This window comes from Ruegeria sp. AN6 (assembly GCF_056540425.1).
This window is the reverse complement of the sequence record NZ_JBQFWR010000009.1, coordinates 142,288-156,665: the sequence shown is the minus strand read 5'-3', so window position 1 is coordinate 156,665 and position 14,378 is coordinate 142,288. Positions and strand designations below refer to the sequence as shown.

Below are 14,378 nucleotides of genomic sequence, written 5' to 3'. Positions count from 1 at the left end.
ATAGTCTGAATACCTCTTTCAGCACAGGGAATCACCAATGAGCCGCTTTGCCGCCCCCATCGCCGAGCAGATCTGGGACATGAAATACCGCTTCAAACAGGCGGATGGCACACCCATCGATCAGACGGTCGAGGACAGTTGGCGGCGAATTGCACGTGATCTGGCGCGGGTGGAACAGGACCCGGCGCGTTGGGAAGAAAAGTTCTACACCGCGCTTGAGGATTTCAAATACCTCCCTGCTGGTCGCATCACCGCTGGGGCGGGTACCGCACGTCAAGTGACCCTGTTCAACTGCTTTGTGATGGGCACGATCCCCGACAGCATGGGCGGTATCTTCGATATGCTGAAAGAGGCCGCTCTAACCATGCAGCAGGGTGGGGGGATCGGTTACGATTTCTCTACCATCCGCCCGCGCGGTGCAGATGTGAAAGGTGTTGCCGCCGACGCATCTGGCCCGCTGAGCTTTATGGATGTGTGGGACGCCATGTGTCGGACGATCATGTCCGCAGGCTCGCGCCGTGGGGCGATGATGGCGACCATGCGCTGTGACCACCCAGATATCGAACAGTTCATCACCGCCAAATCCGACCCGGCGCGGCTACGCATGTTCAACATGTCGGTTCTAGTGACGGATCCGTTCATGGAAGCGGTCAAAGCCGATGGCCCGTGGGATCTGGTGTTTGACGGTAAAGTCTATCACACCGTTCAGGCCCGTGATCTGTGGAACAAGATCATGCAGGCGACCTATGACTATGCCGAGCCAGGTGTGATCTTCATCGACCGCATCAACACTGCCAACAACCTCAGTTACGTTGAGACGATTGCTGCGACCAATCCATGCGGCGAACAGCCGTTGCCACCTTATGGTGCTTGCCTGTTGGGCTCGATCAATCTGGCACGGTTGGTGGCCGAGCCCTTTGAGGATGCGGCGCATCTGGATGAGGACGCTTTGCAAGAGCTGGTCGCCACCGCCGTTCGTATGATGGATAACGTGGTCGACGCGTCGAAATTCCCGCTGGTTGAACAAGAGGCGGAAGCTCAAGACAAACGCCGTATCGGGCTGGGCGTGACGGGTCTGGCGGATGCACTGCTGATGCTGGGCCTGCGCTATGGCTCGGACGAGGCGGCGCGTCAAACCGAGCGCTGGCTGCACGCGATTGCCCGCGCTGCGTATCTGGCGTCGGTGGACTTGGCAAAGGAGAAAGGCGCGTTTCCTTTGTTCGATGCTGAGAAATATTTGGCCAGTGGCACGATGCAACAGATGGATGACGATGTGCGCGATGCGATCCGCGAACACGGCATCCGCAACGCGCTGCTGACGTCGATCGCGCCGACTGGTACGATTTCGCTTTATGCCGGGAACGTCTCATCAGGGATCGAGCCGGTCTTTGCGTATGCTTACACGCGCAAGGTGCTGCAGAAAGACGGTTCGCGCACTGAAGAAGAAGTAGTCGACTATGCCGTCCAGTTGTGGCGCCATAAGTTCGGGGATACGGAGCTGCCAGACTTTTTCGTCAACGCACAAACGCTGTCGCCGTCTGATCACGTCAAGATGCAGGCCGCGGCGCAGAAGTGGATCGACAGCTCGATTTCGAAGACCATCAACTGCCCCGAAGATATAAGCTTTGACGCCTTCAAGGATGTCTACATGCAGGCTTGGGATCAAGGCTGCAAAGGCTGTACGACCTATCGCCCCAACGATGTGACGGGTTCCGTTCTGACCGTCTCAGAGAGTACAGATACAGCACCAGGTGAAAGTGCCGCTGCGCCGCAGGAGGTTGATGGCGGCGAAGTCGTCTATATGTCAGAGCCGCTGGATCGTCCGCAATCTCTGGAAGGGTCGACATACAAGCTGAAATGGCCCGACAGCGAACACGCGATCTATCTGACGATCAACGACATTGTCATCAGTGGTCGTCGTAGACCGTTCGAAGTATTCATCAATTCGAAGAACATGGAGCACTATGCCTGGACGCTGGCCCTGACGCGGATGATTTCCGCCGTTTTCCGACGGGGCGGAGATGTTTCGTTTGTTGTAGAAGAACTGAAAGCCGTCTTTGATCCGCGCGGCGGGGCTTGGGTCAAGGGCAAGTACATCCCCTCAATTCTTGCTGCAATCGGTGGCGTGATCGAGCAGCATATGGTTGTAATCGGATTTCTCGAAGGTGAAGGAATGGGCCTAAAGTCGGACCCCCAGGCGCAAGTTGTCAATATCGACACTCCACGCGGCAAAGCATGCCCGTCCTGTGGTCAGTTTGACATGGTGATGATCGAAGGCTGCATGACCTGCAGAAGTTGCGGCCATTCGAAATGCGGTTAGATTCAGGGTACATAGTTGTTTGTGCGGGTGGGCATAAATAGCCCATAGGGTTGATTTTTGCGCCCATTTGAACAGTCTTTAATACCCACAGATTCTTAAGACTTTGAAATAAAATAAAAAAGTTTCCATTGGAGTTTTAGATTGTACTGCGTTGGGCGACCATCGATAACATTCGCGCTATTGACCAAGACCGGAAAATCTCAAGACTGTGGCCATGGATCCAAATCGTCTCATACGCGTCACACGTAAAAGCTGACCAGAATGTTGTACTTGCCGAGCAAAACCACTCGGGCAGTTCCATAGCTATCGGATACCGAATTAATGAAAAACAAACCACCTATCGAGGAGTCCCCTCAATACTCTGAATTGAAAGCTCGATTTTCCCGTTTTCTGCTGGACTTCCGAAAGGAAAAACTCGCGCAGCAACTTGCAGGAGACGACAAAAACCGGGACGAGATCACTGGCGGAGACTTTCAGTCATTCAAAGCGCGGATGACTGAAGGTTTAGAACTAACCGATTACGATCAGGATCGTATTCAACGCCGAGTATTGTCTGTACTTCTCCGCCCCGAAGCGGGCTCGGTGCTACAAGACGAATGACGCCGGAAGGCGAAAAGCTGACGCGTAGACCGATCCGCTTTGACGATGAGTCATTCCTGAATCTCACATAAACTCTACGGTCACTTCTCTGCGCACTCTCCAGCTAAACAACAAACACGTTGTTCTAAGCTACTCCCGTTTTTCTCTTCAATGCGCAGCATCGGCGGGTCGCAGCCCGTAGACAACCAGACATTCGCTGCACGGCGTCGCTTGAGCAAAATGGGCTCGTTGCCGCCTCTCGCTACTTTACAAATCAATAACCGGTCGCAGCCCGAAGCGGACAATCAAATCCGAGCCTTTGCAATTCCGCGTTGCGGGACAAAGCGGTTGTTCGCTGCGGCTGCTCGAATGTCTGCATTGGCTGATTGAACCTATTTCGATTCTGTTATTCGAATCTTCAACTTGTATCTGCCCGAAAGGCGCTGCTTAGAACAGTTTGACTAACTGTTAATTTCCAACGCCTTCATCAATTCGAAGACCTGGCTGCGCATCCAGGCCGCCATCGGGGCGTTGTCTGAACGCTTGTGCCAGATGCCGATGATCAACGCTGGTTCAATATGCATCGGAGGTTCGAACACGTTCAATCCGAATGTCTTGGCCACTTTCTTTGCAAGCTGCGCGGGTACAAGCGCGATAAGGTCGCTTTCGCTAACCGCACGGCAAACGCCACTAAAGACAGGCACTGTCATAGCAACCTGTCGCTTTTTTCCGACGCGATTAAGGGCAGCATCGCCCATCGCAGCCAGATTCCCTTCAGGGGAGAACAAGACATGGTGGAGAACGCAGAATGTATCCATGTGCATCTGCGCCCCTTCCTTTAGCCCCGCAATCCTTGGATTTCCCTTGCGCGCGATAACGTGGAACGGCGAATGGAAGAGCGGCTCTCGATTGACCCAGTCCGGAAGCGCCAAATCCGGGATCAGCGCAATGTCAGCGTTGCGTCGTTCAAGGCTGGCCACATAGTCATTCGGAACCAGATCAACCAGCTGCGCTCGTAGATTGGGCGCCGACTTTTGTAGTAAATCACCCAAAGGCGGCATCAGGAGTTCCGCGAAAAAATCGCTGGCAGCAATCCGGAAAGTGCCTTCAGCGGTTCGCGGATCAAAAGTAGCTGGCGGAGCTAGCAAAGCCTCAAGACGTTCGAGTTCTTCCCGCAAACCGGATTCAATCCTGGACGCGTAATCGGTAGCGACCAAACGGTTTCCCTGCCGGACAAAAAGTGGGTCGTCCAAGGCATGACGAAGACGCGACAATGCACCGGAAACTGCGGATTGCGACATGGCGAGCTTGTCGGCCGCCTTGACGGTTGAGCCTTCGTTAAAGAGGGCGTCCAACACGCGCAAAAGATTGAGGTCCAGTGTAGCGAAATTCACCTGGCCGATATCCTATATTAGATATTGCGGTTTGCCTGATAGGTTGGACTTCGGGTAAGTTTCTGTCAACGGAAGCGCTTTCGTTTCAATCCGATGCTAATGGAGAGAAACGATGAAAGACCTGGCCCAAATCGACGGAGCCATCGAATGGCTCGGCGTAAAATACAAAACCATCCTCAGCCCAGAACAGACAGGCGGCGCTATGTCCATCGTCGACAGCTGGTCCCCTGCGGGTAGCGGCCCTCCGCGCCATGTGCATCAAAACGAAGACGAAACCTTTGTAATCCTGACCGGCACATGCAGGTTCTGGTTGGAAGGTGAGGAGTTCACCGCAGGGGCCGGCGAAAGCGTATTCATCCCACGAGGCAAGGAACATACCTTCAAAGTTACAGACGACGAACCTTGCCGCCATCTCGTGATCCTGACACCCGGCGGATTCGAAGGCTTCTTTTCCGACATGGCAGCCGGTCAGTGCCGCATTCCCGAGGACATGCCTGCTATTGAAGAGAGCGCCAAGCGCCACAACATGGCCTTCACTGGCCCGCCGTTGGATTAATACCATGACTGGCAAACACATCGTCTATCATATCCCCGTCTGTCCCTTCTCGCAGCGACTGGAAATCCTACTGGCGCTGCGCGGACTGACGGATGCCGTGGAGTTTCGTGTCGTAGACATCACCAAGCCGCGCGATCCCGAATTGCTAGCCAAGACCCGAGGTACGACAGCCTTGCCCGTGCTGGAAACCAGCGACGGCCGCATATTAAAAGAAAGCCTCGTGATCCTGCGCTATCTTGATGAGGCTCTACCAGGTGCTCCATTGCGCCGCAGTGATCCTGCCGAGCACGCCATTGAGTCGATGCTGATCGCCCGCGAAGGACCGTTTACAATGGCAGGCTATCTCTTTGTCATGAATCAGGATCAGGCGCGCCGAGATGAGCACTTGAATAAACTCCTCGCGCTCTATCGAGACCTTGATGATTTCTTAGCTCATCATAATCCGACTGGCCCATTCCTGTTCGATGACTTCGGTTTGGCAGAGGCTGTTTTTACCCCGATGTTCAAGCGGTTTTGGTTCCTTGACTACTACGAAGGGTTCAAACTACCCGTTGGCAAAGATTATGACCGGGTACGAGCGTGGCGTGATGCATGTATGGCGCATCCAGAAACATCGCAGGTGACTGAAGAAGAGATCGTCAAACTCTACTACGACTACGCGCTCGGGGCTGGAAACGGCGCCCTACCTGCCGGTCGCAGCGTTTCAAGTTTCGCCTTCGAACCGCCGTGGCAATCGAGACCCATGCCCCCAAGGGAAAAATATGCAGCGACAGCCACCGACAAAGAGCTGGGACTTGTCGCCTGACCATGTAGTAGATAGCCTACACCGGACATTCATGCGCCGACCGGCATCGGACAAAATGGGCTCTGAGCAGACCTAGGCCCAATTTTGGTGAGTGTCTGCTGTGTCGCTTTTAACAGCCGTTCGAAGCCGTCGATTTGAAATTTCCTGCCCGAGTGTCGGCTTTTCACCAGCAGTAGCCGTTCGTAAAAAATCGCCGAATGTCCGAGTCGCGGGACAAAACGGCCTTTCGCAACAACACTCTTAAGGTACAAGCAGACCGAGGTAACTCCGTTCCTTCCAGTATGAAAGTATCGTGCAAGTTTACGCAAAGATCGTTTCAACGGATGCAGCTAAACGAATTAAAACTTCAAGATTTTTGCGCGATAATATAGCGGCTCTGGAGCATTGAGGCTTGATCAGAAGTATAATGCACGTCGAAGCCTGCGGACGCGATTTTCCTTTCAAGCATTGATCCAGACACAAAATGCACAAACGGGGCTTTCCCAAGAGCCTGCATGACTGGGATAGCGATCCGACTGATCATCGCATACTTGAAACCACCGCTCTCAGGTGCGCAGACGGTTTTGGATATGAAAAACCCACCGGGTTTTGTAAGCGCGGAAATGTGCTGGAGCGCTTTGTCCAAATCGGGCAGGAGATGAAGCAAATTATGCGCCAAGACCACGTCGTAAGAACCTTCATCAAGACCGTGCTCGAGAACTTCAGCCACCTTGAAAGTGACATTCTCCAATCCTTCTTTAGCACGCTTGTCGTCGGCAATCTCGATCATGCCCGGAGCGAGATCCGTGGCAGTGATATGGGCAACATGCGGTGCAAGCAGCAGCGCGGTTGAACCCGTTCCGCACCCGATTTCCAGTACGTTGTCCTCTGCTTTCAGGTACGACTTCGTAACCTCGAGCGTTTTCAGATACCCTTCCATGTTGCGGATTGGGTCTGCCGCATACTTTTGCGAGATTTTGCTCCAGAACGCGGCATCCTTGGACAAAGCAGCCATTTCATCACTCTCTTACAAGGTCGTTGTCGTATGCTTTACTTCCAAACAATCATTTATGGAATTGCCGCAATTTGCAGAAGTGTTATGCATAAATGCATGAACTGGAAAGCCATCAATTTCGACTGGAATCAAGTGCGGTCCTTTCTTGCGACAGCCGAAGAAGGCTCGTTTTCTGCGGCGGCGCGCGTTCTTGAGCAAACTCAACCCACTGTCGGCCGTCAAGTTGCTGCGCTGGAAACGGCGCTTGGCATCACCCTGTTTGAAAGAGTCGGAAAATCGCTTAATTTGACGACTGCTGGCGCCGAGCTTTTGTTGCATGTCAGAGAAATGGCGGATGTGGCAAACAGGATTTCTCTTACCGCAACAAGTCAGTCGCAAGCTGTTGAAGGGCAAGTCAGGATTACCGCGTCCGATGTGATGTCTGCCTATCAGCTGCCGCCTATCCTGAAGAAGATCCGACTTGCGGCACCGCGACTGGAGATAGACATCGTTGCTGCAAATGACATACGCGACATACAGCGACGTGAGGCTGATATCGCCATCCGACATGTACGTCCGACGCAGCCGGATCTGACAGCAAAGCTCGTCGCCGAGGCCACGGCTCATTTTTACGCGGCACCGTCGTATCTTGATCAGGTGGGACGGCCAAAAAATGAAAACGAACTTGCGAAATTGGACTTTGTCGGGTTTGGGGACATCGACACGATGATCGGCTTTCTCGATCCGGCGGGCATAAATGTCACCCGTAAAAGCTTCAGGATTGGCTCACAAAGCGGGATTGTATCCTGGGAACTGGTGCGCCAAGGTTTTGGCATAAGTGTGATGTCGGATGATGTGGCTGCCTTAACACCAGGCGTGGAGCGCGTGCTTCCCGACCGCGAGCCGTTTAAGTTCCCGATTTGGCTGGCGACGCACTCCGAGTTACATACTGCACGAAGGATCAGACTGGTGTTTGATCAACTCGCGGACCAACTTAGCTCAGGGACCATCAGGTAAACCAGGAGTTCGCTTTATGTCACAGGCCATTCCAACGCTCCACTTGCTATGCGGCAAAGTCGCTTCTGGAAAATCCACTCTGGCAGCGGAACTAGCGAAAAGAGACGCAGTCGTGCTCATTTCGGAAGATGAATGGCTTAGCGCCCTGTTTGGCGACCAGATGAAGTCCCTGGAGGACTACGTGAATTGCGCTTTGAAACTGCGACCGGTCATGGGGTGTCACGTGGCTTCTTTGCTGAAGGCTGGCGTTTCAGTGGTTCTCGATTTTCCAGCTAACACATTTGAAAATAGAGCTTGGATGCGCGACTTGCTGAAAGACACTACTGCGCAGCACCACCTTCACTTTTTGGATTTGCCAGATGAGGTTTGTCTGCACCGGCTGCATAAGCGCAACAGAGAAGGCGCGCATGCCTTTGCCCCAACAGAAGATCAATATCGCCGTATTGCGCGGCATTTCGTGCCACCATCACCCGAAGAAGGTTTTAACATCATAACTCACCGTCAGTAGCGGCGCGGCAAACATGTTTCGAGCACCTACTCTGCATCGACAGATGAACGACTGCTTTGGGCTCGAAGCGGTCATTCGGATAAATTCAGTGAACGACTGTTATGCGGACGAAGGCGACATTCGCTCATTCTGTTTGGGACTATGTTTTTTTGCTATGTTTGAGTTGTTGTTTTTTTGCTGGGAGTTCATTCTATGAACATCGTCGAGGCGCGTTCACAGCCGGAAGTTGATGATGCCGCGGCCCTCATGCGCGGTTTGTATGAGGCGAACAAATCTCTTTATGACAACGATCTTCAAACCATTGAGGACTACTATCGCGGGGCGTGGTTCTTTGAGGCTTCGCCGAGAATCCCAACCGAATACTGCCCCCCGCAGGGAGACGTGCTCGTTGCCTACTTGGATGGCAAATCTGCGGGAACTGTGGCTATCTATCGAATGGATGACAAGCATTGCGAGCTAAAGTCCATGTTTGTTGAGCCCCAGTTCAGGAGCAGAGGAGTTGCATCAGCGCTTTGCAAAAAAGTGATCGAACTTGCCGAGTCGCAGGGTTACAGCACTGTAAGGCTGACAACCGGGGAACGCCAACTTCCCGCTCGGAGATTGTATGAGAGGCTTGGCTTCAGGATTGTCTCACCGTGGGACCCCAATCCTCCTGAGGGTTATGATTATTTCGAACTTGGCATAGCCCGTTAGTTATCAGATCAGGCAATTCTTTCGGCGTATTGCGTGTCCCCTTCGGGCTCAATATTGCCTTTCTCTACGGTTTGCACGGTTGGCGGGTCGCAGCCCCAAACCGGACATTCACAACTGAACTTTGCAGTTTCCCTAGTGCGGAGAAAACGCGCGTCCGTATTCCAAAATAGTAACGTTTGGTTTTGGAATCGGGACTTTCGAATACACCTAGACGAGGCCTACAGTGTTGCAAGGTCAGGGTGGCGATAGGCCTCTGGGTATGACATTGGCTTGAATGGCCCATTGGGCACTACGCTATTCCAACTGCGTCCGAAATAACCCTGGCGGCAGTGTACAAGAGACCCTGCCTCGGCAATTCCGGGCAACGCGTATACTCGGCACAGCCACCGCCACAAGTATGGGTAATCTAGGATTCTCGCACCATTAAGCTTCATTCGCACATAATAGACGGGATCGTGACGATAGAGAGTTGGGAACAGGCGAAGATCTACTTCTGAAAAGTGGTTGCCTGTCAAATAGGGCCTGCCATCTGAGAGATGCTCCTCCAAATATTCGAGTGTCTCAAAATAGGCGTCAAAGGCTGCTTTATAGACCGTTTGATCAGACGAAAAACCGGCCTTGTAGGCGCCATTGTTAATCGCCGTGTAGATGCGTTCGTTCAGGTCTTGGCTTTGTTGACGCGGCACTTCGTCGGGGTAAAGCCTGGCGCGTTCTGCTTCCGGGATTGTGCTGCCGAGATAATCTGCTGAGGCGTCCAGCATTCGAACAATTTCAGCGCTTTCGTTATTAACAATGCGTCCTTGTATCTTGTCATAAAGGATTGGAAGGGATTGCTCTTCAGAGCCTTCGGCACGATAGATCTCTTTGGCAAGTCGCAATCCTTTGCCGGTGCCGGTTTCACTCGTGCATTCTGGCAAAGTCTCACCTGTGAGCGATGCAATCCGATCAGGTGCAAACTCCCACAGGTTTGGCGCCTCTGGATCGTCGTCGCCGGTGCGGTTTGGAAATGCAACGTCCATCGTGATGCTGTTTCGAAGGCCCAACACATTTCGCGCCAGCGTCACTCTGTGACACCACGGACAATTCAGTGCTACGAAAAGGTGATAGCGATCAGGTTCTGCCGGAAACACTGGATCGCCAATAGCGTGGCGAAAACCGCTTACACCGCGCACGAATTCACCCCGTGCGCGGCGCTTGTTGATATCAGTTTGGTCTTCTTCGGTAGACGTGTTGGTCATGACGTCAGCATCATCCTCTGAGCCGGTGATGCAAGATGATTGGCACGGCCAATTCTTCTTCATCGCTGAGATGCCGTTTCAGGAACGCTTCAATCGTGTTGCTTGACGCATGGAGCTGTCCGGCTTCATCGTAAGCTTGCGCCTCATCAAGTGCGGATAGCTTGATCACACGGTTCGCCGTGCGGGTGAAGTCACTCAGCACCTTATCCAGATCGAAGTGATCCTGTTCAAGCAACTTAAGCCCCGCATCAAAACGCGGGTCCGCAGCCGACAGCTCAGGAAAATAATTGTGATCTTCCCAGCCGTGATGACCATGCAGGTTCCCAATCAGGTTGCCGCCATAGTAGGACAGCCGCCCCACGTAGTCGTCCAACCCCATCTCGTTGCTCAAAACCCCTTCTGTATCTAGGCGGACAAGTTTCGCCACACGGCGGAACATCTCATGCGCGCCGAGCCAATGCTTGGTTTTTTCTCTGAAACCTGGATGGGCTTCCCAACTGTCACGGGGGTAATGGTCCAAGAGAAACCGCATTTCTTGGGGCATGTCGTCTTGGCGGATGACGTGTGTATCGAGCATCGGTTGTCTCCTTTCGGGGTAAAAGTGGGAGGTCAGACAACTGTCCGCCAGTAGCGAAAACGCACAATCACTATGCGTCAACGAACCCCCGCGAAGTCGATGCCGCCCAAACCAGTGATCTTGCGCTTTTAGGGTTCGATGCCGTGCTGGATGAACCTTGCAGGCCTTGACGGCTATAAGTGCGGGCGGGAAACGGGAGTTTTTCGGGGCGCGAAGCTGTCAAACCACAATGCTGAAAGCCAGTTTCAGGCACTCTCGAAAGCATGATGTTCTCGTCTCCATCGCTTGGCAGTAACGAACCGGCTTGGGAAGTGTTGGATTGCAGGCGCGAACGTGACCAGTATGGAAGAACCGCGCGCAATGTCTGGCACCGCCATTCGGAAGGATACCAGCTGGTACGGATAATCCTGACGTTCCTGTGACAACAATGTTCAACTGCTCTGTTTCAGGAAAATTGCCAAGTCCATTACGTTTGTGCCGGTTGGCCCTGTGATAAGCGCGTCTCCGGATCGGGAAAGGTAGCTATTTGAATCGAAGTTCTTTTGTGCCTCCAAAGCGCCGGGCATTTTTGTGTATGTGTTGCCGTCCACAAACGATCCAGCAGCACACGTGTCGCCGTCCGTTCCATCAGTTCCTGCGACCAGTCCAACGATATCTCTATGGCCCAGGAAGTGTCGCGCCAGCTCCAGAGCAAGTGCCTGATTGCGGCCGCCCAAGCCGTGGTTTCGGGGGAGAACGACAGTTGGCTCTCCGCCGAAAATGTACAAACCTTCCGGCCCATCTGTAATCTCTTGCGCGATCCGCGACGCGACATCGGCCACGTCCGCGTACATGTTTTCTTGGTTGGTGATCGTCAAGATACCGGCTGATTTTCCAGCTTGCTCCACTGCATCACGCGCCACGGCGTTCGAAGCGACAATGTTGCATTCATGGGTAAAACTGGCGCGCCCGCCCGGGGCACCGATCCCGGAACCGATAACTGAAATACTGTCTCCGGCGACATCCGAAATTGCGAGTACGTCAACTTGTTGCCCTTTGAAAGTTGCGAGTAAGCCGCCTCCCTTGATTTCAGAGATGGCTCTTCGGCGCTTGTTCACTTCTTTGATGTCAGCACCTTCGGCCAGCGCGACTTCTGTCAGGGTCACAAGATCGGTGAGGCTAACTCCTTGTCTCAGATGTTCAACAAGCGACGATGCGCCGCCTGAAACGAGCATCAAAAGATGGCTGCCAACTGGGCAGTTCTCCACAAAGTTCCGAAGGCCCTTGCCGGCCTTCAAAGATGACTGATCCGGTACAGGGTGACTGGTTTCGAAAGTCTTGACGCTATTTGTAAAAACCCTGTTCTCTAGATGGTTGGTCTTGGTGACTAGATATGTAGGTATCGTGTGTCGCCAATCGCCCGGCAGACCGTCAAACATAGCGGCGGCTGCTTTGCCAACGGCAACAATATGCGTAGGGCGTTTGAGATCGGGGTTTGACGCCCACCTACGCACGCAAATGTCTCCCTTCACGGACGACACGGCTGCCCTAAATAGAGTCAAAAGTGTGTTTCTGTGGCTGTCTGTCATGTTATTTTATTTTAAGATCAGAGAATTAACGGGAAAGACCTCTGCCAAACCGTATCGCGTTGGCCTGATAATGCCGCGCGTTTTGGCGAAGGCCCTCGATCTGTTCTTCACTCAGTTCCCGTTTGATCTTTGCAGGTGTCCCGACGACCAGAGAATTGTCAGGAATTGTCGTGTTTTCTGTGACCAACGCGCCTGCGCCGATCAAACAGTTTCGGCCAATCGTTGCACCGTTTAGAATGGTGGCCCCCATTCCAATCAACGAGCCGCCACCGATCTTGCAACCATGGACAATTGCGCCGTGTCCGATTGTACAATTCCGTCCAATGACCAGCGGGTATCCGGGGTCGGAGTGTAAAACGCTGTTGTCCTGAATATTGCTTCCTTCGCCAATGTACATCGGGTCATTATCAGCTCGGATGACAACGCCGAACCAGACGCTGGCCTTTGCTGCAATTTCGACATTGCCGATGACATGAGACCCCGGGGCGACAAAAACGCCCTCCGCTATGTTCGGCTCCAAACCGTCCAAAGAATGAATCATTATATTTCCTTTTCTTTGACCGTCGAGTACTTGGGTGGCGCGCTTGCGGACAGGCCCCGCCCGAATTGCCCACTACATTTGGGCGTAGGTTTGCCACGGTGCAAATTCTGCTTCACCAACGTCCAATTCTTCGGAACGGGTCTTGGTCCCGGAGGCTGTTTCGAGGATGGTTTCGAAGATCCGCTGACCGGCCTCAGCCACGGATTCGTCACCTTGGGCAATTGTCCCGCAGTTCAAATCCATATCGTCTTGCATACGGTCGTACATCGCTGAGTTGGACGCGATCTTGATCGATGGCGCTGGCTTGTTTCCGTAACAAGAACCGCGACCTGTCGTGAAACAGACCATGTTGCAACCCGAGGCGACTTGTCCAGTGATCGAGACGGGATCGTAACCGGGGCTGTCTACGAACACCAAACCATTGGCGGTGATCTTTTCCCCGTATTTATAGACACCGTTCAAATTGGTGCTGCCTGCCTTTGCCACGGCCCCCAGCGACTTTTCCAGAATCGTGGTCAGTCCGCCAGTCTTGTTGCCCGGTGTCGGATTATTGTTCATTTCGGACCCATGTTTGGCGGCGTAATCTTCCCACCACTCAAGAAGATCGACTAGTTTTTGGCCAATTGCCGGGGATGCCGCCCGATCTGTCAGCAGGTGCTCGGCACCGTAAATCTCGGGGGTTTCAGCCAGGGCCGCGGTGCCACCATGCCTGACTAGCAGGTCAACAGCGTGGCCAAGGGCCGGATTGGCCGTGATCCCGGAGTATCCGTCTGATCCACCACATTGCAGCGCCACGCTGAGGTGGGAGGCGTCAACGGTTTCGCGTTTGGCCTTGGCGGCTTGTTCCAATGCGCTTTCAAGCCACAGCAAGCCTTTTTCAACCGATTTGCGTGTACCGCCCGCGCTTTGCAGCGTGTAGTATTGAAAGTTCTTGCTCTGAGGCCTGCCATAGGCTTCCAGCATAAGCGGGATCTGGTTGGCCTCACATCCAAGGCCCAGCATCAGAACGGATGCAAAATTCGGATGGGTGGCGTAGCCCCAGATCGCGCATTGCAGCTTCCGAAATGCTTCGTCATCTGTGCCGATGCAGCAGCCAGCTCCGTGCACAATCGGAACGATGCCGTCAACGCCGGGATACTGATCCAAGAGGCCTGAACGCTCGGCTTCGCGGGCCAAGTGTTTGGCAGCCGAGGCGGAACAGTTGACCGAGGTAACAATGCCGACGTAGTTGCGGGTTCCGACCTTGCCGTCTTCTCTACGAAAACCTTGAAAGGTGGCGCGTTGAGACAGCGGGACAAAATCTGTTTCACTCGCTTTGGCTCCGAAGGATTGGGAGCGGTGAAATTGCGCCATTTCAACGTTGTGGACGTGTACATGTTCACCGCGCAGGATGTCTTGGGTGGCAAGACCAATGACACGCCCGTATTTGATGATCTCTTCACCGCGCGTGATGTCTGAGAGGGCGATTTTGTGGCCCGAAGGGATTGCTGATGGGGTGACCAGGTCGAGGGACGAAAGTGCGGTGCCAGGTTCGATGTCTTGCAGCGCAACCGCGATGTTGTCGTGGTCGCTCAGGGTGAGAATGCGCTGTTGCGTCATGGGGGTTCCA

Annotated in this window: 14 protein-coding genes; 7 read left to right on the top strand and 7 right to left on the bottom strand. The window is 53.6% G+C overall.

The window, feature by feature from the left end; all coding sequences use genetic code 11:
• The first annotated feature begins 37 nt into the window (after positions 1-37).
• Together ACR0MQ_RS15195 and ACR0MQ_RS15190 are read left to right on the top strand one after the other, a co-directional pair.
• Positions 38-2,320 (top strand): adenosylcobalamin-dependent ribonucleoside-diphosphate reductase, encoded by a 2,283-nt coding sequence (locus ACR0MQ_RS15195; RefSeq protein ID WP_480609134.1) that lies wholly within the window; start codon positions 38-40, stop codon positions 2,318-2,320.
• Positions 2,321-2,641: 321 nt separating this feature from the next.
• Positions 2,642-2,920, top strand: a complete 279-nt coding sequence (locus ACR0MQ_RS15190) for a hypothetical protein (protein ID WP_480609132.1) — start codon at positions 2,642-2,644, stop codon at positions 2,918-2,920.
• 440 nt (positions 2,921-3,360) lie between these two features.
• Here the strand turns inward: ACR0MQ_RS15190 and ACR0MQ_RS15185 are convergent, their stop codons facing one another.
• Positions 3,361-4,293: a LysR family transcriptional regulator gene (locus ACR0MQ_RS15185; protein ID WP_170780965.1), complete on the bottom strand. Its 933-nt coding sequence runs from the start codon at positions 4,291-4,293 to the stop codon at positions 3,361-3,363.
• Between the two features lie 112 nt (positions 4,294-4,405).
• Between ACR0MQ_RS15185 and ACR0MQ_RS15180 the strand changes: the two genes are divergently transcribed.
• Together ACR0MQ_RS15180 and ACR0MQ_RS15175 are read left to right on the top strand one after the other, a co-directional pair.
• Positions 4,406-4,849, top strand: a complete 444-nt coding sequence (locus tag ACR0MQ_RS15180) for a cupin domain-containing protein (protein WP_260023636.1) — start codon at positions 4,406-4,408, stop codon at positions 4,847-4,849.
• Positions 4,850-4,853: 4 nt separating this feature from the next.
• Entirely contained in the window at positions 4,854-5,654 is an 801-nt protein-coding gene (locus tag ACR0MQ_RS15175) for a glutathione S-transferase family protein (RefSeq protein WP_170780967.1), read from the top strand.
• Between the two features lie 346 nt (positions 5,655-6,000).
• On the opposite strand, the gene ACR0MQ_RS15170 is transcribed toward ACR0MQ_RS15175, so the two are convergent.
• The gene (locus tag ACR0MQ_RS15170; RefSeq protein ID WP_475200916.1) at positions 6,001-6,648 is read right to left on the bottom strand and encodes a class I SAM-dependent methyltransferase; all 648 of its coding nucleotides are present in this window, start codon (positions 6,646-6,648) and stop codon (positions 6,001-6,003) included.
• A gap of 96 nt (positions 6,649-6,744) precedes the next feature.
• Here ACR0MQ_RS15170 and ACR0MQ_RS15165 point away from each other — a divergent pair, with 96 nt between their 5' ends.
• The 3 genes from ACR0MQ_RS15165 to ACR0MQ_RS15155 all read left to right on the top strand — a co-directional run bounded on the left by ACR0MQ_RS15165 (position 6,745) and on the right by ACR0MQ_RS15155 (position 8,845).
• Positions 6,745-7,644 (top strand): LysR family transcriptional regulator, encoded by a 900-nt coding sequence (locus ACR0MQ_RS15165; protein ID WP_480609129.1) that lies wholly within the window; start codon positions 6,745-6,747, stop codon positions 7,642-7,644.
• Positions 7,645-7,660: 16 nt separating this feature from the next.
• Entirely contained in the window at positions 7,661-8,152 is a 492-nt protein-coding gene (locus ACR0MQ_RS15160; RefSeq protein WP_480609127.1) for a P-loop nucleotide/nucleoside kinase family protein, read from the top strand.
• A 192-nt stretch (positions 8,153-8,344) separates the two neighbouring features.
• On the top strand, positions 8,345-8,845 hold the full coding sequence (locus ACR0MQ_RS15155; protein ID WP_480609125.1) for a GNAT family N-acetyltransferase: 501 nt from the start codon (positions 8,345-8,347) through the stop codon (positions 8,843-8,845).
• A gap of 218 nt (positions 8,846-9,063) precedes the next feature.
• Here ACR0MQ_RS15155 and ACR0MQ_RS15150 read toward each other — a convergent pair whose 3' ends face one another.
• The 5 genes from ACR0MQ_RS15150 to ACR0MQ_RS15130 all read right to left on the bottom strand — a co-directional run bounded on the left by ACR0MQ_RS15150 (position 9,064) and on the right by ACR0MQ_RS15130 (position 14,368).
• On the bottom strand, positions 9,064-10,083 hold the full coding sequence (locus ACR0MQ_RS15150) for a glutathione S-transferase C-terminal domain-containing protein (protein ID WP_480609123.1): 1,020 nt from the start codon (positions 10,081-10,083) through the stop codon (positions 9,064-9,066).
• Positions 10,084-10,093: 10 nt separating this feature from the next.
• Positions 10,094-10,660 (bottom strand): hemerythrin domain-containing protein, encoded by a 567-nt coding sequence (locus ACR0MQ_RS15145; protein WP_480609121.1) that lies wholly within the window; start codon positions 10,658-10,660, stop codon positions 10,094-10,096.
• Positions 10,661-11,091: 431 nt separating this feature from the next.
• Positions 11,092-12,228 (bottom strand): DUF4147 domain-containing protein, encoded by a 1,137-nt coding sequence (locus tag ACR0MQ_RS15140; RefSeq protein WP_480609119.1) that lies wholly within the window; start codon positions 12,226-12,228, stop codon positions 11,092-11,094.
• A 25-nt stretch (positions 12,229-12,253) separates the two neighbouring features.
• The gene (locus tag ACR0MQ_RS15135; RefSeq protein WP_480609117.1) at positions 12,254-12,769 is read right to left on the bottom strand and encodes a gamma carbonic anhydrase family protein; all 516 of its coding nucleotides are present in this window, start codon (positions 12,767-12,769) and stop codon (positions 12,254-12,256) included.
• A 72-nt stretch (positions 12,770-12,841) separates the two neighbouring features.
• Positions 12,842-14,368 (bottom strand): UxaA family hydrolase, encoded by a 1,527-nt coding sequence (locus ACR0MQ_RS15130; protein ID WP_480609115.1) that lies wholly within the window; start codon positions 14,366-14,368, stop codon positions 12,842-12,844.
• Positions 14,369-14,378 lie beyond the last annotated feature (10 nt).

Coding starts and splice junctions, on each gene's coding strand:
- ACR0MQ_RS15135 (WP_480609117.1), bottom strand. CDS start 12,769: ATGATTCATTCTTTGGACGGTTTGGAGCCGAACATAGCGGAGGGCGTT.
- ACR0MQ_RS15180 (WP_260023636.1), top strand. CDS start 4,406: ATGAAAGACCTGGCCCAAATCGACGGAGCCATCGAATGGCTCGGCGTA.
- ACR0MQ_RS15155 (WP_480609125.1), top strand. CDS start 8,345: ATGAACATCGTCGAGGCGCGTTCACAGCCGGAAGTTGATGATGCCGCG.
- ACR0MQ_RS15190 (WP_480609132.1), top strand. CDS start 2,642: ATGAAAAACAAACCACCTATCGAGGAGTCCCCTCAATACTCTGAATTG.
- ACR0MQ_RS15150 (WP_480609123.1), bottom strand. CDS start 10,083: ATGACCAACACGTCTACCGAAGAAGACCAAACTGATATCAACAAGCGC.
- ACR0MQ_RS15175 (WP_170780967.1), top strand. CDS start 4,854: ATGACTGGCAAACACATCGTCTATCATATCCCCGTCTGTCCCTTCTCG.
- ACR0MQ_RS15140 (WP_480609119.1), bottom strand. CDS start 12,228: ATGACAGACAGCCACAGAAACACACTTTTGACTCTATTTAGGGCAGCC.
- ACR0MQ_RS15195 (WP_480609134.1), top strand. CDS start 38: ATGAGCCGCTTTGCCGCCCCCATCGCCGAGCAGATCTGGGACATGAAA.
- ACR0MQ_RS15160 (WP_480609127.1), top strand. CDS start 7,661: ATGTCACAGGCCATTCCAACGCTCCACTTGCTATGCGGCAAAGTCGCT.
- ACR0MQ_RS15130 (WP_480609115.1), bottom strand. CDS start 14,368: ATGACGCAACAGCGCATTCTCACCCTGAGCGACCACGACAACATCGCG.
- ACR0MQ_RS15165 (WP_480609129.1), top strand. CDS start 6,745: ATGAACTGGAAAGCCATCAATTTCGACTGGAATCAAGTGCGGTCCTTT.
- ACR0MQ_RS15170 (WP_475200916.1), bottom strand. CDS start 6,648: ATGGCTGCTTTGTCCAAGGATGCCGCGTTCTGGAGCAAAATCTCGCAA.
- ACR0MQ_RS15145 (WP_480609121.1), bottom strand. CDS start 10,660: ATGCTCGATACACACGTCATCCGCCAAGACGACATGCCCCAAGAAATG.